General features: G+C 64.8%; 30 protein-coding genes. 29 read left to right on the top strand and 1 reads right to left on the bottom strand.

Features of this window, described 5'->3' with window-relative positions:
- Position 1 precedes the first annotated feature (1 nt).
- The 3 genes from O2K97_RS11045 (at position 2) to O2K97_RS11035 (ending at position 3,073) form a co-directional block, all read left to right on the top strand.
- Positions 2-1,162: a GNAT family N-acetyltransferase gene (locus O2K97_RS11045; protein WP_269219289.1), complete on the top strand. Its 1,161-nt coding sequence runs from the start codon at positions 2-4 to the stop codon at positions 1,160-1,162.
- Between the two features lie 10 nt (positions 1,163-1,172).
- A complete protein-coding gene (locus O2K97_RS11040; RefSeq protein WP_269219288.1) occupies positions 1,173-2,087 on the top strand; it encodes a transcriptional regulator in 915 nt (304 codons plus the stop codon).
- Positions 2,088-2,185: 98 nt separating this feature from the next.
- A complete protein-coding gene (locus O2K97_RS11035) occupies positions 2,186-3,073 on the top strand; it encodes a GIN domain-containing protein (protein WP_269219287.1) in 888 nt (295 codons plus the stop codon).
- 117 nt (positions 3,074-3,190) lie between these two features.
- Here the strand turns inward: O2K97_RS11035 and O2K97_RS11030 are convergent, their stop codons facing one another.
- Positions 3,191-3,946 carry a porin gene (locus O2K97_RS11030; protein WP_269219286.1) on the bottom strand — a complete coding sequence of 252 codons (756 nt, stop codon included), beginning with the start codon at positions 3,944-3,946 and terminating at the stop codon, positions 3,191-3,193.
- A gap of 590 nt (positions 3,947-4,536) precedes the next feature.
- Here O2K97_RS11030 and rpsJ point away from each other — a divergent pair.
- From rpsJ to rpsK, 26 genes are all read left to right on the top strand, one after another.
- A complete protein-coding gene (rpsJ, locus tag O2K97_RS11025) occupies positions 4,537-4,842 on the top strand; it encodes a 30S ribosomal protein S10 (protein WP_003164367.1) in 306 nt (101 codons plus the stop codon).
- 21 nt (positions 4,843-4,863) lie between these two features.
- Positions 4,864-5,613 (top strand): 50S ribosomal protein L3, encoded by a 750-nt coding sequence (rplC, locus tag O2K97_RS11020; RefSeq protein WP_055753390.1) that lies wholly within the window; start codon positions 4,864-4,866, stop codon positions 5,611-5,613.
- Positions 5,613-6,251 carry a 50S ribosomal protein L4 gene (gene rplD, locus O2K97_RS11015; RefSeq protein WP_269219285.1) on the top strand — a complete coding sequence of 213 codons (639 nt, stop codon included), beginning with the start codon at positions 5,613-5,615 and terminating at the stop codon, positions 6,249-6,251. Before rplC ends, rplD begins: the two co-directional genes overlap by 1 nt.
- On the top strand, positions 6,251-6,553 hold the full coding sequence (locus tag O2K97_RS11010; protein WP_008260292.1) for a 50S ribosomal protein L23: 303 nt from the start codon (positions 6,251-6,253) through the stop codon (positions 6,551-6,553). The genes rplD and O2K97_RS11010 overlap by 1 nt, the downstream gene beginning before the upstream one ends.
- A gap of 4 nt (positions 6,554-6,557) precedes the next feature.
- On the top strand, positions 6,558-7,394 hold the full coding sequence (gene rplB, locus O2K97_RS11005; protein ID WP_055753391.1) for a 50S ribosomal protein L2: 837 nt from the start codon (positions 6,558-6,560) through the stop codon (positions 7,392-7,394).
- 2 nt (positions 7,395-7,396) lie between these two features.
- The gene (gene rpsS, locus O2K97_RS11000) at positions 7,397-7,675 is read left to right on the top strand and encodes a 30S ribosomal protein S19 (protein ID WP_017506055.1); all 279 of its coding nucleotides are present in this window, start codon (positions 7,397-7,399) and stop codon (positions 7,673-7,675) included.
- Positions 7,676-7,678: 3 nt separating this feature from the next.
- Positions 7,679-8,059, top strand: a complete 381-nt coding sequence (gene rplV / locus O2K97_RS10995) for a 50S ribosomal protein L22 (protein WP_017506054.1) — start codon at positions 7,679-7,681, stop codon at positions 8,057-8,059.
- On the top strand, positions 8,059-8,814 hold the full coding sequence (gene rpsC, locus O2K97_RS10990) for a 30S ribosomal protein S3 (protein ID WP_017506053.1): 756 nt from the start codon (positions 8,059-8,061) through the stop codon (positions 8,812-8,814). The genes rplV and rpsC overlap by 1 nt, the downstream gene beginning before the upstream one ends.
- 3 nt (positions 8,815-8,817) lie before the next feature.
- Positions 8,818-9,258, top strand: a complete 441-nt coding sequence (gene rplP / locus O2K97_RS10985) for a 50S ribosomal protein L16 (protein WP_017506052.1) — start codon at positions 8,818-8,820, stop codon at positions 9,256-9,258.
- Positions 9,258-9,455, top strand: a complete 198-nt coding sequence (rpmC, locus tag O2K97_RS10980) for a 50S ribosomal protein L29 (RefSeq protein WP_008263673.1) — start codon at positions 9,258-9,260, stop codon at positions 9,453-9,455. The genes rplP and rpmC overlap by 1 nt, the downstream gene beginning before the upstream one ends.
- Before the next feature lie 10 nt (positions 9,456-9,465).
- Entirely contained in the window at positions 9,466-9,708 is a 243-nt protein-coding gene (rpsQ, locus tag O2K97_RS10975) for a 30S ribosomal protein S17 (protein ID WP_017506051.1), read from the top strand.
- A gap of 18 nt (positions 9,709-9,726) precedes the next feature.
- Positions 9,727-10,095, top strand: a complete 369-nt coding sequence (gene rplN / locus O2K97_RS10970) for a 50S ribosomal protein L14 (protein ID WP_003164378.1) — start codon at positions 9,727-9,729, stop codon at positions 10,093-10,095.
- A 1-nt stretch (position 10,096) separates the two neighbouring features.
- A complete protein-coding gene (gene rplX / locus O2K97_RS10965) occupies positions 10,097-10,405 on the top strand; it encodes a 50S ribosomal protein L24 (protein ID WP_039248554.1) in 309 nt (102 codons plus the stop codon).
- Positions 10,405-10,965, top strand: a complete 561-nt coding sequence (gene rplE, locus O2K97_RS10960; RefSeq protein ID WP_017506049.1) for a 50S ribosomal protein L5 — start codon at positions 10,405-10,407, stop codon at positions 10,963-10,965. The genes rplX and rplE overlap by 1 nt, the downstream gene beginning before the upstream one ends.
- Before the next feature lie 19 nt (positions 10,966-10,984).
- Complete coding sequence (rpsN, locus tag O2K97_RS10955) at positions 10,985-11,290, top strand: 30S ribosomal protein S14 (protein WP_055753393.1); 306 nt, start codon at positions 10,985-10,987, stop codon at positions 11,288-11,290.
- A 15-nt stretch (positions 11,291-11,305) separates the two neighbouring features.
- Positions 11,306-11,704 (top strand): 30S ribosomal protein S8, encoded by a 399-nt coding sequence (rpsH, locus tag O2K97_RS10950; protein ID WP_008262310.1) that lies wholly within the window; start codon positions 11,306-11,308, stop codon positions 11,702-11,704.
- 1 nt (position 11,705) lies between these two features.
- Positions 11,706-12,239 carry a 50S ribosomal protein L6 gene (gene rplF, locus O2K97_RS10945; protein ID WP_184277821.1) on the top strand — a complete coding sequence of 178 codons (534 nt, stop codon included), beginning with the start codon at positions 11,706-11,708 and terminating at the stop codon, positions 12,237-12,239.
- Between the two features lie 3 nt (positions 12,240-12,242).
- Positions 12,243-12,599, top strand: a complete 357-nt coding sequence (rplR, locus tag O2K97_RS10940) for a 50S ribosomal protein L18 (protein ID WP_008259637.1) — start codon at positions 12,243-12,245, stop codon at positions 12,597-12,599.
- A gap of 12 nt (positions 12,600-12,611) precedes the next feature.
- Complete coding sequence (gene rpsE, locus O2K97_RS10935; protein ID WP_055753395.1) at positions 12,612-13,220, top strand: 30S ribosomal protein S5; 609 nt, start codon at positions 12,612-12,614, stop codon at positions 13,218-13,220.
- A gap of 3 nt (positions 13,221-13,223) precedes the next feature.
- Entirely contained in the window at positions 13,224-13,412 is a 189-nt protein-coding gene (rpmD, locus tag O2K97_RS10930) for a 50S ribosomal protein L30 (RefSeq protein ID WP_055753396.1), read from the top strand.
- Positions 13,413-13,554: 142 nt separating this feature from the next.
- Positions 13,555-14,148 carry a 50S ribosomal protein L15 gene (gene rplO, locus O2K97_RS10925; RefSeq protein WP_017506044.1) on the top strand — a complete coding sequence of 198 codons (594 nt, stop codon included), beginning with the start codon at positions 13,555-13,557 and terminating at the stop codon, positions 14,146-14,148.
- 128 nt (positions 14,149-14,276) lie between these two features.
- Positions 14,277-15,656 carry a preprotein translocase subunit SecY gene (gene secY, locus O2K97_RS10920; protein WP_017506043.1) on the top strand — a complete coding sequence of 460 codons (1,380 nt, stop codon included), beginning with the start codon at positions 14,277-14,279 and terminating at the stop codon, positions 15,654-15,656.
- Positions 15,657-15,693: 37 nt separating this feature from the next.
- The gene (locus O2K97_RS10915) at positions 15,694-16,254 is read left to right on the top strand and encodes an adenylate kinase (protein ID WP_269219284.1); all 561 of its coding nucleotides are present in this window, start codon (positions 15,694-15,696) and stop codon (positions 16,252-16,254) included.
- A 27-nt stretch (positions 16,255-16,281) separates the two neighbouring features.
- Positions 16,282-17,013 (top strand): energy transducer TonB, encoded by a 732-nt coding sequence (locus tag O2K97_RS10910; RefSeq protein ID WP_269219283.1) that lies wholly within the window; start codon positions 16,282-16,284, stop codon positions 17,011-17,013.
- 138 nt (positions 17,014-17,151) lie between these two features.
- Positions 17,152-17,520 carry a 30S ribosomal protein S13 gene (rpsM, locus tag O2K97_RS10905; RefSeq protein WP_026108555.1) on the top strand — a complete coding sequence of 123 codons (369 nt, stop codon included), beginning with the start codon at positions 17,152-17,154 and terminating at the stop codon, positions 17,518-17,520.
- A 9-nt stretch (positions 17,521-17,529) separates the two neighbouring features.
- Complete coding sequence (gene rpsK / locus O2K97_RS10900) at positions 17,530-17,919, top strand: 30S ribosomal protein S11 (RefSeq protein WP_013268944.1); 390 nt, start codon at positions 17,530-17,532, stop codon at positions 17,917-17,919.
- The last annotated feature ends 49 nt before the right edge of the window (positions 17,920-17,968 follow it).

Raw genomic sequence — 17,968 nt, 5'->3', positions numbered from 1 at the left:
TATGGCCGGAATGCTGCAGGTCGAGATCATGGACGCGGCGGCGATGGATGCTACCGCCGTCGCCCTGTGGCGTACGTGGACGGCTGGCAATCCCAATCTGGCCAGCCCCTATTTCCGCTGGGACTATGCCGAGATCGCTTCGCGTGCCTGCCCCGGCGCGGCGATCGCCTTGTTCCGACGGGACGGTGAGATCGTCGGCTTCTTCCCGCATCAGCGACGCGGCGGGGCGGTGCAGCCACTGGGCGCGCCCATGAACGACTATCACGGCGTCATCGCCCCGGCGGGCGAGACGATCACGCTGGAAGAGGTGGCGCGGCTGTTGAAAGCCAAGCGGCTGAACGTGCCTGGGTGGATCGGCGCGGGCGAAACAGGCCAGGCGCGTGAGACCGTGCAGGTAGCCATGCCCAAGACGGGCTATGACGACTGGTACGCCGAGCGACGCAAGACCTTCGGCAAATACTTCAAGGACAAGGAGCGGGCGCGCCGCAGCCTGGAGGCCGAACTGGGGCCGATCCGGGCGGAGCGGGGTCTCAGAGATCCGGTGCTGCTGGATCATTTGATCGCGCTGAAGGCGGCGCAGTATCGTCGCTCGGGGCTGCATGACATCTTCGCCTGCGGCTGGACGCGGGATCTGCTCCACGCGCTGATGAACGAACCGCGAGAAGACTTTGGCGCCTCGATGGCGGCGATGCATGCGGGCGAAAAGCTTGTGGCGATCGAGTTCTCGCTGCACGCCGGGCGGCATTACCATTTCTGGTTCCCGGCCTATGAGCCGACGCTGGCGCGGTGCTCGCCGGGCATCCTGCTGAGTATGGACACGATGCGGCTGGCGGCGGCCGAGGGCTTCCGGGTGTTCGACTTCGGCTTCGAGGGCGAGACCTACAAGAAATACTTCGTCAACGCCCGCCAAACGGTGCGCGAAGCCGTGGTGATGCAGCCGGGCGTGACCCAGGCGCTGGGCGACATCACGGTCGCGGCGCTGAACAGGGCGGGCGGACGCGGCGAGGCGGTGCGGGCGTCCCTGCGTCGGCGCTGGGCCACGATCGAAGCTTGCGAGGCGACGCCGGTCGCGCGGCTGAGGGGCGCGGCGGTCGCCGCACGGTCGGCTGTCCAGAAGGCGTCTGCGAAGAAGAAGACGCCGGCGCGCGTTGCTCACGTTTGAGGATATCGGCATGACCCAACGTCGCACACGCTATCCGGGCCCGATCGCCGAGGCCAAGACCCACGCCCACACCCTAATCGAGCAAGGATTCGCCGAGGACGCGGCGCTGGCCGCCGTGCTGGATCGCTATCCGGCCGAGCTGTTCGACATCAACCTGTATGACTACGACGAGGAGGGGCAGGTGTCCTTGCGCACCGGCGCGCGCGGGCGGCTGTCAGGCGAGGAGCTGCTGGAGGCGATCAAACAGGGTCGGCTTTGGGTCAATCTGCGCGGGGTCGAAACGGGCTGGCCCGAGCTGTGGGCGGCGGCGATGAAGGATTTCGCGGCGATCCAGGCGACCTATCCGGGGATGCGGGCGGTGCGAAACGCGGGGCAGTTGATCCTGTCGTCGCCCAAGGCGCGGGTGCCCTATCATTTCGACGCGGCGGGCGTGGTGCTGTTCCATCTGCGCGGTCGCAAGCGGCTGTTCGTCTATCCCGGTGACGAGGGGCATCTGCCCGAGCGAAACATGGAACAGGTGGTCGCGCGTCAGACGACCGAGGAACTGCCCTATGCGCTGGCGTTCGAACAGGATGCGCAGGTGATGGATCTGGAGCCAGGTCGCGCCCTGACCTGGCCGCTGTATGCGCCGCACCGCGTGGAGAATCTGGACCGCTTCTGCGTCAGCCTGTCGATGGATTTCCAGACCTGGCCGTCGCGGTTCCGCAACGGCGCGCTGTTCACCAATGCGGTGATCCGCAGCCGGGGCGGGCGGCCGCGCTTCACCGACGGCATGACCACGCCGGAGCTGGCGGCGCGCTGGGCCGCGTCGCTGGCGCTGAAGAAGGCGGGCGCGATGAAAAGCAAGATCGCCAACTTCGAGCGCGACTTCGAGCCGGAGATCGGCGCGGCGGACGGCGCGGGCGCGCTGAACGCCAGGTCATAGGCTCGGGGCGTTAATTCGAGTTCATGACCTCGAGTTAAAATGACTTGGGCGCGGGCGGCGCGCACCTTCTCCTCACATTCGGGAAGGGAACACCGCTCATGAAAACCGCACTGATCGCCGCCGCCGCCGTCGCCACCCTGACCGGGTTCGTCCCCGCGCCCGCTTCGGCCGCCGAGGTCGAGATCCGCAACGCCGTCGCCCGCGTGGTGGTCATCGTCGAGGATCGTCAGGATATCGGCGTCGAGGTCACGCAAGGCCAGACGCGCTTGCCGGCCATCCAGGTTCGCCGCGACGGTAATGACGTGAAGATCGACGGCGGCCTGCGCCGTAACGGCATGTGGGGCGGCAACAGCGCCATTCGCGGCTGCAACTCCGGCCGCAGCGATGCGGGCCAGCCGGGGCAGGGCGCGACCGTCGAGGTGCGCGACCTGGGCCGCATCCGCCTGGAAGACGCGCCCTTGATCGTCGTGCGCACGCCGCGCGCGGTAGATGTCAGCGCCAGCGGCGCGATCTTCGGCTCGGTCGGACGCGGCGCGCGATCTGTCGAGTTGGACAACGGCGGTTGTGGCAACTGGAACGTGGCCAATGTGGACGGCGATGTGGAACTGGGCCTTGGCGGATCAGGCGCGATCCGCGCGGGCACGTCTCGATCGCTGAAGGCCAGCGTCGGCGGGTCTGGCTCCATCTCTGCCGGAGCGACCGGAGCCCTGAAGGCGGCTGTCGGCGGATCGGGCAATGTCGAGGTGGCCAGCGCCGGCGGACGCAGCGAACTGTCCATCGGCGGGTCGGGCGGTGTGAATGTGCGGCAAGGCCGAATGGACAAGCTGTCGGTCGCCATCGGCGGCTCGGGCGATGTTCGCTACGGCGGCGCGACGCGCGACCTGGACGTGGCGATCGCCGGATCGGGCAGCGTCCGCGTCGCCTCGGCCACGGGATCGGTTTCTCGCTCCGTCGTCGGATCGGGAACCCTGCAGATCGGGCAGTAAGACCCGAGCGACGAAAAGGCCCCCGGTCGTGGAACCCCGGGGGTCTTTTCCGGCCCAACAAAAAGCCCCGGCGGATTGCTCCGCCGGGGCTCTTCGCATGGCTCAGGTCCGAGACGCTTAGAAGACGTTCAGGACGCTGGAGATGGCCGAGACGCCCAGGTTGGCGCCGGCGCGGTCACGCGCTTGCAGACCGCCGCCGAACGAGTAGCGCAGGCCGACCGACCAGGTGTCGACGTCCAGCGAATCGATGTCGGCGCGGGTGTAGGCGGCGCCCAGCGAGAACGGGGTGTTCTCGAACTCGTATTCGGCGCCCACGCCGTAGGTCCAGGCGTCGGTGTCGCCGCCCGAGAAGTCGGCGTTGTTGTAGGCGACGCCGGCGTTCAGGCGCAGGTTCGGCATGACATAGAAGGCTGCGTCGGCGCCAACGGTCCAGATGTCGGCGTCCACGTTGTCGGCGGTCGTGTAGGCGACTTGGCCGGTCAGGGTGGCGTTCGACAGATACTTCTGGGCTTCAGCGCCCGCGGTCCAGATCGGCTCGTTGCCGCTGCCGATGCCGTTGGCGGCGACGAAGGCGCCGGCGCGGACGTCGGAGGACCACATCTTGGTCAGGTGAGCGGCGGCGGCGCCGGTGACGTCTTCTTCGCCAAAGGCCTTGGTGTAGTCGATCGCGCCGTTCAGGGTCACGGTCCAGTCCTGGGCCGGCAAGGCGACCGAGCCGTCAACGGTCCAGACGTCGGCGTCGACGTCGTGGCCGGCGACTTCGATCGACGGGTTGGAATAGGTCACGCCGACCGAACCGATGGCGTCTTGGGCGAAGGCCGGGGCGGCGAACAGGGCGGCGGCGGCGGCCGTGGCGAGGAGGATCGTCTTCATTTTTCTTTTGTCCTTAGCAGTCTGCACCCGGATGGGGGTCCGGGGAGGGGCGCTGCTATCAGCCTAAGACGAAGCGGAGCAATAAACCGACGTTCGATTGGCCTGGGATGGCAAGGTTGTTGCGCAACAGCCACGCGTTGCGGCTAGAATGTGTCACGACTTGGCGATCTGTGGGGCAAGTCGTTAACCGCGCGCCGCAGTCGCGCTCATGCACTATAAAGAGGGCGTACAACGCCGCCGACGTCGCCGCCGTATGTGTCGTCGCGCCGTGCGCAGCCCTCGGCGAAGACCGCGTCGAAATCCTGTGTCAGCCCGGGTTTGCGCGCTTGACGAAATCAGAATCGATAGGCATAAGCCACCACTCTTGTTGGACCGGCTGTGCAGTTCGCTGCAAACGCGGTTCGCAGGAACGACCTAAGTCACTGTTCTTTGCAGCTTCTTGGGATATCAACGGCCTTCGCGGGCAACTGCGTGGGCCGATCGTTTTTGCGGATTTGCGTTCCCTGAGGGCTTTTTGCCCGAAGGCCTTCGGTCTTTGAAATGGTTCACAGGGACGCGGTCCTCCGACCGCATTGGAAGTAAGCACCGATATGGATCAAAGCATCCGCATCAGGCTCAAGGCCTTTGATCACCGCGTCCTCGATTTTTCGACGCGCGAGATCGTTAATACCGCCAAGCGCACCGGCGCGACCGTTCGCGGTCCGATTCCGCTGCCGACCCTGATCGAGAAGTTCACCGTGAACCGCTCTCCGCACGTCGATAAGAAGTCGCGTGAGCAGTTTGAAATCCGCACGCACAAACGCGTGCTCGACATCGTCGACCCCACCCCGCAGACCGTGGACGCGCTCATGAAGCTCGACCTGTCCGCCGGCGTGGACGTCGAGATCAAGATTTAAAGTAGAAAGAGGCGGGATCCGATGCGCACGGGCGTGATCGCCAAGAAGCTGGGCATGACCCGCGTGTTCGCCGATGACGGCGCGCACGTACCGGTCACTGTGCTGCAGCTCGACGGCTGCCAAGTCGTCGGCCAACGTACCCAGGAGCGTGACGGCTACGTCGCTCTCCAACTGGGTGCTGGCACGAAGAAGGCTAAGAACACCAACAAGGCTCAACGCGAGACCTTCGCCAAGGCGGAAGTCGAACCGAAAGCCTATGTGACCGAGTTTCGCGTCGATGCGGACGGTCTGCTGGACGTGGGCGCCGAACTGTCGGCCGAACACTTCCTGGTGGGCCAGAAGGTCGACATCCAGGGCGAGACCATCGGTAAGGGTTTCGCCGGCGCCATGAAGCGCTGGAACTTCGGCGGCCTTCGCGCCACCCACGGCGTTTCGGTCTCGCACCGTTCGCACGGTTCGACGGGTAACCGTCAGGACCCGGGTCGCACGTTCCCCGGCAAGAAGATGGCCGGCCACTACGGCACCGAAACCGTCACCACCCAGAACCTGACCGTCGTCCGCGTGGACGCCGAGCGTGGCCTGATCCTGATCAAGGGCGCTGTCCCCGGTCACGACGGCAGCTACGTCAAGGTTCGCGACGCCATCAAAAAGGCTCGCCCGGCCGACGCTCCGTTCCCCGGCGCGCTGAAGTCGAGCAAGTCTGCTGCTCAACCCGCCTCGACTCCGGCTGAAGAAGCCCCCGTCGAAGCGACCGAAGGCGGTGAAGCGTAATGAAACTCTCTGTCATCCAACTCGACGGCAAGGCTGCTGGCGACGTGGAACTGTCGGACGCCGTCTTCGGCATCTCCGACATCCGCGGCGACATCCTGGCCCGCACCGTCAACTGGCAACTGGCCAAGCGCCGCGCCGGTACGCACAAGGTTCAGACCCGCAACGAGAACTCTCGTACGGGTAAGAAGATGTACAAGCAAAAGGGCACCGGCGGCGCTCGTCACGGTTCGCGCCGTGCACCGCAGTTCGTCGGCGGTTCGCGCGCCTTCGGCCCGATCGTTCGCGATCATGGCTTCTCGCTGCCGAAGAAGATCCGCGCGCTGGCTCTGCGTCACGCCCTGTCCTCCAAGGCCAAGTCGGGCGACCTGATCGTGGTCGACACCGTCTCGGTGAAGGAAGCCAAGACCGCTTCGCTGCGTGAAGCGCTTGGCAAGCTGGGCTGGACCAAGGCTCTGATCATCGCGGGTCCCGAAGTCGACACGAACTTCGGCCTGGCCGCACGCAACATCCCGCACATCGACGTGCTGCCGAACGCCGGCCTGAACGTCTATGACATCCTGCGGGCTGACAAGCTGGTGCTGACGAAGGCCGCCATCGAGGCCATCGAAGCCCGCTTCAGCGATAAGGAAGCCGCGTAATGGCCGCTCAACCTACCGCCAAGCACTACGACACCATCCTGGCCCCGGTGATCACCGAAAAGGCCACGATCCTGTCCGAGCAGAACAAGGTCGTCTTCCGCGTCGCTGACACGGCGACCAAGGACGAGATCGCCGCTGCGGTCGAAAGCCTGTTCAAAGTCAACGTCCTGAAGGTCAACACTCTGGTTCAAAAGGGCAAGACCAAGCGCTTCCGGGGTATCCTGGGCCGCCGGGTCGACATCAAAAAAGCGATCGTGACGCTGGCTGACGGCCAGTCGATCGACGTCACCACGGGGCTCTGATCAGATGGCCTTGAAACATTACAATCCGACCTCGCCGGGCCGTCGCGCCCTCGTGCTGGTTGACCGTTCGGAACTCCACAAGGGCCGTCCGGAAAAGTCGCTTACCGAAGGCCTGACCAAGTCGGGCGGACGCGGGCAGGGCGGTCGCATCGCGGTCCGCTTCCGTGGCGGCGGCGCCAAGACCCTGTACCGCAAGATCGACTTCAAGCGTCGCAAGTGGGACATGGTCGGCACGGTCGAGCGTCTGGAATACGATCCGAACCGCACGGCCTTCATCGCTCTCGTGACCTATGAGGACGGCGAAAAGACCTACATCATCGCGCCGCAACGCCTTAAGGCGGGCGACACGATCGTCGCGGGCGAAAAGACCGACGTGAAGCCGGGCAACGCCATGCCGCTCCGTTCGATGCCGGTGGGTACGATCATCCACAACATCGAAATGAAGCCGGGCAAGGGCGCCCAGCTGGCCCGTTCGGCCGGCGCCTACGCCCAGCTGGTCGGTCGCGATCAGGGCTACGCCCAGATCCGTCTCGGCTCGGGCGAACTGCGTATGGTTCTGGACGGCTGCATCGCCACGGTGGGCGCGGTTTCGAACCCCGACCACATGAACCAGAACCTGGGCAAGGCCGGTCGCAAGCGTCACATGGGCTGGCGTCCGCACGTTCGCGGCGTCGCCATGAACCCGATCGACCACCCGCATGGTGGTGGTGAAGGCCGGACCTCTGGTGGTCGTACCCCCGTCACGCCGTGGGGTAAGGACACCAAGGGCACTCGTACCCGCAAGAACAAGGCTACGGACAAGTACATCATCCGTACCCGCCACGTTAAGAAGGCTCGCTAAGAATGGCCCGCTCCTCCTGGAAAGGCCCGTTTGTCGACGGGTATCTGCTCAAGAAGGCCGACGCCGTTCAATCGTCGGGCCGCAAGGACGTGATCAAGACCTGGTCGCGCCGCTCCACCATCCTGCCGCAGTTCGTCGGTCTGACGTTCGGCGTCCATAACGGTCAGAAGCACGTGCCCGTGTCGGTCTCGGAAGAGATGGTCGGCATGAAGCTCGGCGAGTTCGCCCCGACCCGGAACTTCCCGGGTCACGCGGCGGACAAGAAGGCCAAAAGGAAGTAACCGATGGCCCAGACAAAAAACGAGCGTCGGGTCGCCCCGACCGAGGCCCGCGCCAAGCTGGTCAACGTGCGCATCAGCCCGCAAAAGCTGAACCTGGTCGCCGCTTCGATCCGCGGCATGCCGGTCCAGAAGGCGCTGAACGAGCTGGAATTCAGCCGTAAGCGCATCGCTGGCGACGTCCGCAAGGTGCTGTATTCGGCGATCTCGAACGCCGAGAACAACCACAACCTCGACATCGACAATCTGGTCGTCGCCGAGGCCTTCGTGGGCAAGAACCTGGTGATGAAGCGTTTCGCGAGCCGTGCTCGCGGTCGTTCGTCGCGCATCCTGAAACCGTTCAGCGAGATCACCATCGTGGTCCGTGAAGCCGGCGAGGCCGCCTGATGGGACAGAAAATCAATCCGGTCGGTCTGCGCCTCGGCGTGAACCGCACGTGGGACAGCCGCTGGTTCGCCGCCGGCGCCGACTATTCCCGCCTGCTGCACCAGGACCTGAAGCTGCGCGAGTGGCTGCGGGAACGTCTGGCCGCCGCCGGCGTGTCGCGCATCATCATCGAGCGCCCGCACAAGAAGTGCCGCATCACCATCTACGCCGCCCGTCCGGGCGTCGTGATCGGCAAGAAGGGCGCTGACATCGAGAAGCTCCGCAAGGACATCTCGGCGCGCACTGAGGGTGAAGTTCACCTGAACATCATCGAAGTCCGCAAGCCGGAAACCGATGCGCAGCTGATCGCCGAGAACATCGCGCAGCAGCTGGAGCGCCGCGTGGCCTTCCGTCGCGCCATGAAGCGTTCGATGCAGTCGGCCATGCGTCTGGGCGCCAAGGGCATTCGTATGAATGTCTCGGGTCGTCTGGGCGGCGCCGAAATCGCACGTATGGAATGGTACCGCGAAGGTCGCGTGCCGCTTCACACGCTGCGCGCCGACATCGACTATGGTTTCTACGAAGCCAAGACGACCTACGGCATCATCGGCGTGAAGGTCTGGGTCTTTAAGGGTGAAGTGCTGGAGCACGATCCCATGGCGCAGGACAAGCGTTGGGCCCAGGAAGCTTCGGGTCCGTCCTCGAACGAAGGCCGCGAACGCGGCGGCCCCCGTGGCGACCGCGGTCCGCGTCGCGACCGGGGACGTGAGAACTAAGTCATGTTGCAACCGAAGAAGACCAAATACCGCAAGGCCTTCAAGGGCCGGATCCATGGCTCGGCCAAGGGCGGTTTCTCGCTGAACTTCGGGTCGTATGGCCTGAAGACGCTGGAGCCGGAACGCATCACCGCGCGTCAGATCGAAGCGGCTCGCCGCGCGATCACTCGCCAGATGAAGCGTCAGGGCCGCGTCTGGATCCGCGTCTTCCCCGACCTGCCCGTCACGGGCAAGCCGGCTGAAGTCCGGATGGGTAAGGGCAAGGGCGCCGTGGACCACTGGGCCGCGCGTTGCCACCCGGGCCGTATCCTGTTTGAAATCGACGGCGTGCCGGACGATGTCGCCCGCGAAGCACTCCGTCTCGGCGCCGCCAAGCTGCCGGTCCGCACCAAGGTCGTGACCCGTATCGACGCCGGCGTCGCGCATGTGGAGGCTGCCGCCTAATGACCAAGATCGCCGATCTGCGGTCGCAAACGACCGACCAACTGTCCGACGAGCTGCTGAAGCTCAAGAAGGAACAGTTCAACCTGCGCTTCCAGGCAGCCACCGGCCAAATGGAAAAGACTCACCGCGTTGGTGAAGTCCGCAAAGACATCGCTCGCATCTCGACGCTTCTGCGCGAGAAGCGTGCGGCCTCGTAAGGAAACGAATATGCCCAAGCGAATTCTTGAAGGCGTGGTCGTGTCCGACAAGGGCGAGAAGACTGTCGTTGTGAAGGTGGAGCGCACCCTGCTTCACCCGCTTCTGAAGAAGACCGTCCGGTCGTCCAAGAAGTACCACGCGCACGACGAAGCCAACGCGCTCAAGGTCGGCGACATCGCTCGCATCGTCGAGTGCGCCCCCAAGTCCAAACTGAAGCGCTGGGAAGTCCTTTCCAACGCCTCCGCCTCGTAATCAGAAGGATCTGATCTTATGATCCAGATGCAAACTAACCTGGAAGTGGCCGATAATTCGGGCGCCCGCCGGGTCATGTGCATCAAGGTGTTGGGCGGCTCCAAGCGCCGCTACGCCTCGATCGGCGACACAATCGTCGCCTCCGTGAAGGAAGCCATCCCGCGCGGCCGTGTGAAGAAGGGCGACGTCGTTCGCGCCATCGTCGTGCGCACCGCCAAGGACATCCAACGCAAGGACGGCTCGGTCATCCGCTTTGACAAGTCGGCCGCCGTCATCGTCAACAAGCAGAACGAGCCTGTCGGCACGCGGATCTTCGGCCCGGTTCCTCGCGAACTGCGCGCCAAGAACCACATGAAGATCATCTCGCTGGCTCCGGAGGTCCTGTAACATGGCCGCCAAGATCAAGAAGGGCGACCGCGTCGTCGTCCTCACCGGCAAGGACAAGGGCCGCACGGGCAACGTGCTGAAGGTCCTGCCCACCGAAAACCGCGTCCTCGTCGAAGGCGTCAACATGGTTCAGCGCCACACGCGCCCGAGCCAGGCTGACCCGCAGGGCGGCATCAAGAACAAGGAAGCCTCGCTTCACCTGTCGAACGTCGCGATCGCCGACGCCAACGGCAAGGCGACCCGCGTCGGCTTCAAGATCGATGGGGACAAGAAGGTCCGCATCGCCAAGACGACGGGAGACGTCATCTGATGGCTACCGAAAAGTACACCCCGCGCCTCAAGGACGAGTATCACGCTCGCATCCGCCAGGTGATGAAGGAAAAGTTCGGCTACACGAACGAGATGCAGGTGCCCAAGCTGGACAAGATCGTCCTGAACATGGGCATCGGCGAAGCCGTCGCAGACTCCAAGAAGGCGAACACCGCCCTCAAGGATCTGACCGCCATCGCCGGTCAGAAGGCCGTCGCCACCAAGGCCCGTAACTCCATCGCCGGCTTCAAGCTGCGCGAAGGCATGGTCATCGGCGGCAAGGTCACCCTGCGTGGCGACCAGATGTACGAGTTCCTGGACCGGTTCATCACGATCGCGCTGCCGCGCGTGAAGGATTTCCGTGGTCTGAAGGGCACGTCCTTCGATGGTCGCGGCAACTACGCCACGGGTCTGAAGGAGCACATCGTGTTCCCGGAGATCAACTACGACCAGATCGATCAGATGTGGGGCATGGACATTGTCGTCTGCACCACGGCCAAGACCGATGAGGAAGCCAAGGCTCTCCTCACCGAGTTCAAGTTCCCGTTCGTGAAGAACTGAGCGGGAAGGGAAGAGCACAATGGCTAAGAAAAGCGCCGTAAACCGCAATGAAGCCGTTAAGGCCCTGGTTGCGAAGTATGCCGCGAAGCGGGCCGCCCTCAAGGCGACCGCCAACGACGAAAACCTGCCGCTGGAGGAGCGCTTCGACGCGCGCCTGAAGCTGGCCGAACTGCCGCGCAACTCCGCGCCGAGCCGCATTCGCAACCGCTGCGAAGTGACGGGTCGTCCGCGGGCGTTCTACCGCAAGCTCAAGATGAGCCGGATTGCGCTGCGTGAACTGGGCAACCTGGGCCAGATTCCCGGCCTGACGAAGTCCAGCTGGTAAGGGGAGCGAACAGACATGATGATCAACGATCCCCTGAGCGACATGATCGCTCGCATCAAGAACGCGGCGACCCGCAAGCGTTCCAAGGTGCTGACCCCGGCTTCCCGTCTGCGCCAGCGCGTTCTCGACGTGCTGCAGGACGAAGGCTACATCCGCGGCTACAACCTGGTTCAGAACCCGGGTGAGTTTCCGCAGTTCGAGATCGAGCTGAAGTACTTCGACGGTCAGCCCGTCATCGCCGAGATCGCGCGCGTGTCCAAGCCGGGCCGCCGCGTCTATTCGGCGATCGGCGATCTGAAGCCCGTCAAGAACGGCCTCGGCATCTCGATCCTCTCGACTTCGAAGGGCGTCATGTCCGACGCTTCCGCCCGCGACGCTAACGTCGGCGGCGAAGTCCTCTGCAGGGTCTACTGATATGTCCCGTATTGGCAAGAAAACCATCGCCGTGCCGAAGGGCGTGACTGTCACGCTCGACGGCCAGAACGTCACCGTCAAGGGACCCAAGGGCGAGAGCGCCTGGACCGTCGCCGACGAGATCGAAGTCAAGCAGGAAGGCGACGAACTGTCGCTGACGCCGCGTTCGGACACGCCTCGCGCTCGCGCGATGTGGGGTCTGTCGCGCACCCTGGTCGACAACATGGTCGTCGGCGTCACCACGGGCTTCGAAAAGTCGCTGGAGCTGGTCGGTGTGGGTTACCGCGCCGCGATGAAGGGCGACGCCCTTTCGCTGCAACTCGGCTTCTCGCACGAAGTCGATATCGCTCCGCCGGCCGGCGTCAGCTTCGCTGTGCCGAAGCAGACCGAGATCAAGATCTCGGGCGCTGACAAGCAAGCCGTCGGTCAGATCGCCTCGGTCATCCGCAAGCTGCGTCCGCCGGAGCCCTACAAGGGCAAGGGCGTCCGTTACGCGGGCGAGACCGTCCGTCGCAAGGAAGGCAAGAAGAAGTAAGTCATGGCTCTTTCTCTTCGACAACAAGCCAAGCGTCGCTCGGAGCGCACGCGTCGCCGCCTGAAGGCTGTCGCCAACGGTCGTCTGCGTCTGTCGGTCTACCGTTCGGACAAGAACATCTCGGCCCAGATCATCGACGACGCCCAGGGCGTGACCGTCGTGGCTGCCTCGTCGCTGGAAGGCGGCAAGGGCAAGCGCGGTTCGGACACGGCTGCGGCCGCCGCGATCGGCAAGCTGATCGCCGAACGCGCCATCGAGAAGGGCGTCAAGGACGTCGTCTTCGACCGTGGCGAGTACATCTATCATGGACGGGTGAAGGCGCTGGCGGAAGCCGCGCGTGAAGCCGGCCTGAACTTCTAAGGGACGCGACAGATGGCGCAACAACCCCAACGCGGCGGCGGCGGCAACGATCGCAACCGTCGTGACAACCGCAACGGTCCCGCTGCTGATGGTCCGGATTCCGACATCGTCGAGAAGCTGGTGCACATCAACCGCGTCGCCGCTACCGTCAAAGGCGGCCGTCGCTTCAGCTTCGCAGCCCTGATGGTCGTCGGCGACGGCAAGGGTCGCGTCGGCTTCGGTCACGGCAAGGCGCGCGAAGTGCCGGAAGCCATCCGCAAGGCGACCGAAGAAGCCAAGAAGACGATGATCCGCGTTCCGCTGCGCGAGAACCGCACGCTGCACCACGACGGCAACGGCCGTTGGGGCGCCGGCAAGATCATGATGCGCGCCGCCCCTCCCGGGACTGGCGTCATCGCGGGCGGTCCGATGCGCGCCGTGCTCGAAACCCTCGGCGTCCAGGACGTCGTGGGCAAGTCGACCGGTTCGTCGAACCCCTACAACATGATCCGCGCGACGTTCGAAGCGCTGAAGGTCCAGTCCTCGCCCCGTCAAGTCGCGTCCAAGCGCGGCAAGAAGGTCGCGGATCTGATGGGCCGCCGCAACGACGGCGCCTCGGCGCCCGAAGCCGTGGAGTCCTAAGTCATGGCTGAGAAGAAAACCCTCACCGTCAAGCAGACCGGTTCGCCGATCCGCCGCAAGAACGACCAGCGCGCCACCTTGGTGGGCCTGGGCCTGAACCGCCTGGGTCGTGAATCGACCCTGGAAGACACGCCTTCGGTTCGCGGGATGATCGCCAAGGTCGCCCACCTGACCGAGATCGTCGAGAAGTAAGCCGTTTCGCCTTCTCCCGAACCCGGGGGAGGGCGTTTCTGCACTTGCGAATACCCAAGGGGTCGCTTATCAGCGGCCCTTCATTTTTTCCAAGCCGAGTCCGGACAACGTCCGGGCGCTAGCACCCGAAAGGATCAGGCACATGAAACTGAACGAAATCCGCGACAACGAAGGCGCCCACAAGAAGCGCATGCGTGTCGGCCGTGGCCCCGGTTCGGGCAAGGGCAAGACCGCTGGCCGTGGCGTCAAGGGTCAGAAGTCGCGTTCGGGCGTCGCCATCGGCGGCTTCGAAGGCGGCCAAATGCCGCTGTACATGCGTATGCCCAAGCGCGGCTTCAACAACGCCAATGCTCTGAAGCTGGCTGAAGTGAACCTGTGGCGCCTGCAAGACGCCGTCGACGCCGGCAAGCTGGACGCCAAGTCCGAACTGAAGGGCGACGCTCTGGTCGCCGCCGGCGTGATCCGTCGCGTCAAGGACGGCGTGCGTCTGCTGGGCACCGGCGAGCTGAAGCAAGCGCTGAACCTGGTCGTCTGGTCGGCCACCGCCGGCGCCAAGAAGGCTATCGAAGCCGCTGGCGGCTCGGTCGTCGAGCAACGCATCGAAGCCGAAGCCAAGGCCGCCGCGCGCGTCGAGAAGCGCAACGCCGCCAAGGGCAAGGCTCCGGCCGCCAAGGCGCCGCGCGGCGACGAGAACAAGATCTCGGCCCGCACCAAGCGCACCGCCGCCAAAGCCTGATCAACGCGTCGCTGCGGTCGTTTAGGCCGTGGCCTGAACACATCGCAGCGACGAAAGAACGGAAGCGGCCCTCGCATGAGGGCCGCTTTCCGCCTATCTGACGACTCAATCAGTCGTGGGGACGCATAATGGCTTCGGCCGCAGAACAACTCGCCGCCAATATGAATATGGGCTCGTTCGCGAAAGCGACCGAGCTGCATAAACGCCTGCTGTTCACGCTGGGCGCGCTTCTGGTCTATCGCATCGGCACCTATGTGCCGATCCCGGGCATCAACTCGCAGGCCTTCCTGCAGTTCTTCCAGAACCCGGACGGTCAGCGCGGCATCCTGGACATGTTCAACATGTTCTCGGGCGGCGCGGTCGAGCGTATGGCCATCTTCGCGCTGAACGTGATGCCCTACATCTCGGCCTCGATCATCGTGCAGCTGATGGGCACGGTGTATCCGCCCTGGGAGAAGCTGAAGAAGGAAGGCGGCGAAAGCGGCCGCAAGCAGCTTAACCAGTACACCCGTTATCTGACGGTGTTCTTGGCGCTGGCCCAGTCCTTCGGCATCGCGGCGGGCCTGAACAGCACGGCCGGCCTGGTCGACAACCCCGGCATCTTCTTCATAATTTCGACGGTCGTGACCCTGACCGGCGGCACCATGTTCCTGATGTGGCTGGGTGAGCAGGTGACGGCGCGCGGCGTCGGCAACGGCATCTCGCTGATCATCTTCGCCGGGATCGTGGCCGTTCTGCCGTCCACCATCGCCCGCCTGCTGGGCCTGGCCCAGCAAGGCCAGATGTCGGCATTCGCCCTGCTGTTCATCGCCATCCTGGCTGTGGCCACCGTGGTCTTCATCGTCTTCATGGAACGCGCTCAGCGCCGTCTTCTGATCCAGTATCCGAAGCGCCAGGAAGGCAACCGCATGGCCGGGGGCGAGCGTTCGTTCCTGCCGCTGAAGGTCAACACCGCCGGCGTGATCCCGCCGATCTTCGCCTCGTCGCTGCTGATGCTGCCGACGACGGTCGCGACCATGACGGCCAACGCCGACCTGCCTAGCTGGATGAGCTGGCTCCCGCTGGTGACGGCGCAGCTGACGCACGGCCAGCCGCTGTTCATGGCGCTGTATGCCGCCCTGATCGTCTTCTTCTGCTTCTTCTACACCTCGATCACCTTCAATCCCGAGGACACCGCCGAGAACCTGCGCAAATATGGCGGCTTCCTTCCGGGCATCCGTCCGGGCAAGCGCACGGCGGAATATCTAGACTATGTCCTGACCCGCCTGACCGTGATCGGCGCCGCCTATATCACCGCGGTCTGCCTGCTGCCGGAGTTCATCGTCAGCCAGTTCGGCAACAGCCTGTATTTTGGCGGAACGTCTATCTTGATCGTCGTCTCGGTCACCATGGACACTGTGGCCCAGATCCAGTCCCAACTGCTGGCGCACCAGTACGAAGGCTTGATCAAGAAGGCCAAGCTGCGTGGTCGTGGCGGTCGCGGCGCTCCCACGCCCGTTCGCCGCTAAGTCTTAGGTTGTCAGACGCCCAGGGGAGGGCTGAAGCATGAACTTGATCCTGTTCGGACCGCCGGCGGCGGGCAAGGGCACCCAGGCCAAGCGGCTGGTGGAAGAGAAGGGCATGGTCCAGCTCTCCACCGGCGACATGCTGCGCGCGGCGATCGCCTCGGGCTCGGAGTTGGGGCTCAAGGTCAAGGACGTGCTGGCGCGCGGCGATCTGGTCACCGACGAGATCGTCATCGCCCTGATCGAGGATCGCCTGCCGGAGGCCGAGGCCGCCGGCGGCGCCATCTTCGACGGCTTCCCCCGCACCGTGGCCCAGGCCGAGGCGCTGGACGAGATGTTGGCCAAACGCGGTGTTCAAATCGACGCCGTCGTCCGCCTGAAGGTCGACGACGCCGCCCTGACCGAACGGATCGCCAAGCGCTTCGCCGAACAGGGGCGTCCGGACGACAATCCGGAATCCTTCAAGGTCCGGCTCGAGGCCTATAACCGCAACACCGCGCCGCTGCTTCCCTACTATCAAGCTCAAGGCAAGCTGACCGAAGCCGACGGCATGGGCTCGATCGAGTCCGTCGCCAAAGCGATCGACGAGGCACTGGCCTGATTTGCGTTTTCGGGCGTTGATCGCCTGATGACCGAGTTGGACGATCCCAAACCCGAAAAGACCCGCCTGCGTCGCTGGCGCATGGCGGGCATATTCGTCGCCGTCGCGGCCGCGGAAATCGGCCTGTTCCTGTGGCTGGGACAGGTGATGGGCCCGGCGCCGACGCCTGTGGTCGAGCCGCCGCCGTTCGAGGTCGTGCTCTACGATCCGCCGCCGCCGATTTCCAACGAACCCCCGGCGCCCGAGACCGGTGGCGGCGCGCCCGCTGCGCCATCCGTCATTCACACGCCGCCGCCTCCGCCTAGGGAACGCCCCCGCGAAGTTCCCGCGCCGCCCGTCAAGGCGCCGGAACCCGCACCCGTCGTCGGAGTCGCGCCATCCCCATCCCCGCAGCCCGGCTTTGGCCAAGGCGGGCAGGGGACCGGCAGCGGATCCGGCGTCGGCTCTGGATCTGGCCCCGGCAGCGGCTCGACCGGACCGCGTCTGGTCACCGGTCCCACCATCGGCCAGATCCGCGCCAACCACCCGCCGGGCGCCCGCAGCCGTTACGGCCGGGTCGAACTGTCCTGCGTCATTCGTTTGGACAGCCGGCTGGACGGTTGCCGCGTCGTTCAAGAGACGCCCCCCGGTTTGGGCTTCGGCGCGGCCGGCTTGCAGGTGTCCGGCTATTTCCGCTTCCAGCCGCCGACCGAAGACGGTCGACCGGTCGAGGGCCAGCGGGTCACCGTCGGCGTCGATTTTGGCCGCCCGCCACGCTGAAGCGGCGCCGCGCGGGAGCGGATGTTGACGCCCGGTGAATCATCTGTATAAGGGCGCCTTCCCGCGAAGGGCGCCACGCTCCTGGTTTGTTAACCGGAGCGTTTGTTGCGTCTGACTAACGCGTATCTGGAGAATTTCGTGGCCCGTATTGCTGGCGTCAACATCCCGACCAACAAGCGCGTAGAGATCGCGCTTCAGTATATCCATGGCATCGGCCCCGCCGCCGCCAAGGACATCACCGAGAAGGTGGGCATCGAGCCCGCCCGCCGGGTGAACCAGCTGACGGACGCCGAAGTCCTGTCGATCCGCGAAACGATCGACAAGGATCACACCGTCGAGGGCGACCTGCGCCGCGAGACGTCGATGAACATCAAGCGTCTGATGGATCTGGCCTGCTATCGCGGCCTGCGTCACCGCAAGGGCCTGCCGGTCCGCGGCCAGCGCACCCACACGAACGCCCGCACCCGCAAGGGTCCCGCCAAGCCGATCGCCGGCAAGAAGAAGTAAGACAGACACATGGCCAAGGAACCGGGTCGCGTAAAGAAGCGCGAGCGCAAGAACATCACTTCGGGCGTCGCCCACGTGAATGCTTCGTTCAACAACACCATGATCACGATCACCGATGCCCAGGGCAACGCGATCTCGTGGTCTTCGGCGGGTCACATGGGCTTCAAGGGTTCGCGTAAGTCGACCCCTTACGCCGCTCAGATGGCTGCGGAAGACGCTGGCAAGAAGGCCCAGGAACACGGCGTGAAGACGCTGGAAGTGAACGTTTCGGGTCCGGGCTCCGGCCGTGAATCGGCCCTGCGCGCGCTGCAGTCGGTCGGTCTGACGATCACGACGATCCGCGACGTCACGCCGATGCCGCACAATGGTTGCCGTCCGCCCAAGCGTCGTCGCGTCTAAGCGATAGCGTTCTAAGGCACCCCCAATCTCCGTCCGCTCCATCATGGCC

The sequence above is a fragment of the Brevundimonas vesicularis genome, from assembly GCF_027105095.1.
Taxonomy (GTDB): domain Bacteria; phylum Pseudomonadota; class Alphaproteobacteria; order Caulobacterales; family Caulobacteraceae; genus Brevundimonas; species Brevundimonas vesicularis_E.
Note: the sequence above shows the minus strand (reverse complement) of the source record. Positions and strands in the feature narration are given on the sequence as shown.

Excerpts from the sequence above, each read along its gene's own strand:
- rplB (WP_055753391.1), top strand. The coding sequence starts at position 6,558 with ATGGCCTTGAAACATTACAATCCGACCTCGCCGGGCCGTCGCGCCCTC.
- rplD (WP_269219285.1), top strand. The coding sequence starts at position 5,613 with ATGAAACTCTCTGTCATCCAACTCGACGGCAAGGCTGCTGGCGACGTG.
- rplX (WP_039248554.1), top strand. The coding sequence starts at position 10,097 with ATGGCCGCCAAGATCAAGAAGGGCGACCGCGTCGTCGTCCTCACCGGC.
- O2K97_RS11040 (WP_269219288.1), top strand. The coding sequence starts at position 1,173 with ATGACCCAACGTCGCACACGCTATCCGGGCCCGATCGCCGAGGCCAAG.
- rplP (WP_017506052.1), top strand. The coding sequence starts at position 8,818 with ATGTTGCAACCGAAGAAGACCAAATACCGCAAGGCCTTCAAGGGCCGG.
- rpsE (WP_055753395.1), top strand. The coding sequence starts at position 12,612 with ATGGCGCAACAACCCCAACGCGGCGGCGGCGGCAACGATCGCAACCGT.
- rpsH (WP_008262310.1), top strand. The coding sequence starts at position 11,306 with ATGATGATCAACGATCCCCTGAGCGACATGATCGCTCGCATCAAGAAC.
- rpsS (WP_017506055.1), top strand. The coding sequence starts at position 7,397 with ATGGCCCGCTCCTCCTGGAAAGGCCCGTTTGTCGACGGGTATCTGCTC.
- rpmD (WP_055753396.1), top strand. The coding sequence starts at position 13,224 with ATGGCTGAGAAGAAAACCCTCACCGTCAAGCAGACCGGTTCGCCGATC.
- rpmC (WP_008263673.1), top strand. The coding sequence starts at position 9,258 with ATGACCAAGATCGCCGATCTGCGGTCGCAAACGACCGACCAACTGTCC.
- rpsK (WP_013268944.1), top strand. The coding sequence starts at position 17,530 with ATGGCCAAGGAACCGGGTCGCGTAAAGAAGCGCGAGCGCAAGAACATC.
- rplV (WP_017506054.1), top strand. The coding sequence starts at position 7,679 with ATGGCCCAGACAAAAAACGAGCGTCGGGTCGCCCCGACCGAGGCCCGC.
- secY (WP_017506043.1), top strand. The coding sequence starts at position 14,277 with ATGGCTTCGGCCGCAGAACAACTCGCCGCCAATATGAATATGGGCTCG.
- O2K97_RS10915 (WP_269219284.1), top strand. The coding sequence starts at position 15,694 with ATGAACTTGATCCTGTTCGGACCGCCGGCGGCGGGCAAGGGCACCCAG.
- rplO (WP_017506044.1), top strand. The coding sequence starts at position 13,555 with ATGAAACTGAACGAAATCCGCGACAACGAAGGCGCCCACAAGAAGCGC.
- O2K97_RS11045 (WP_269219289.1), top strand. The coding sequence starts at position 2 with ATGGCCGGAATGCTGCAGGTCGAGATCATGGACGCGGCGGCGATGGAT.
- rpsC (WP_017506053.1), top strand. The coding sequence starts at position 8,059 with ATGGGACAGAAAATCAATCCGGTCGGTCTGCGCCTCGGCGTGAACCGC.
- rplC (WP_055753390.1), top strand. The coding sequence starts at position 4,864 with ATGCGCACGGGCGTGATCGCCAAGAAGCTGGGCATGACCCGCGTGTTC.
- rplN (WP_003164378.1), top strand. The coding sequence starts at position 9,727 with ATGATCCAGATGCAAACTAACCTGGAAGTGGCCGATAATTCGGGCGCC.
- rplF (WP_184277821.1), top strand. The coding sequence starts at position 11,706 with ATGTCCCGTATTGGCAAGAAAACCATCGCCGTGCCGAAGGGCGTGACT.
- rpsQ (WP_017506051.1), top strand. The coding sequence starts at position 9,466 with ATGCCCAAGCGAATTCTTGAAGGCGTGGTCGTGTCCGACAAGGGCGAG.
- O2K97_RS10910 (WP_269219283.1), top strand. The coding sequence starts at position 16,282 with ATGACCGAGTTGGACGATCCCAAACCCGAAAAGACCCGCCTGCGTCGC.
- rpsN (WP_055753393.1), top strand. The coding sequence starts at position 10,985 with ATGGCTAAGAAAAGCGCCGTAAACCGCAATGAAGCCGTTAAGGCCCTG.
- rplE (WP_017506049.1), top strand. The coding sequence starts at position 10,405 with ATGGCTACCGAAAAGTACACCCCGCGCCTCAAGGACGAGTATCACGCT.
- O2K97_RS11035 (WP_269219287.1), top strand. The coding sequence starts at position 2,186 with ATGAAAACCGCACTGATCGCCGCCGCCGCCGTCGCCACCCTGACCGGG.
- O2K97_RS11010 (WP_008260292.1), top strand. The coding sequence starts at position 6,251 with ATGGCCGCTCAACCTACCGCCAAGCACTACGACACCATCCTGGCCCCG.
- rpsJ (WP_003164367.1), top strand. The coding sequence starts at position 4,537 with ATGGATCAAAGCATCCGCATCAGGCTCAAGGCCTTTGATCACCGCGTC.
- rplR (WP_008259637.1), top strand. The coding sequence starts at position 12,243 with ATGGCTCTTTCTCTTCGACAACAAGCCAAGCGTCGCTCGGAGCGCACG.
- O2K97_RS11030 (WP_269219286.1), bottom strand. The coding sequence starts at position 3,946 with ATGAAGACGATCCTCCTCGCCACGGCCGCCGCCGCCGCCCTGTTCGCC.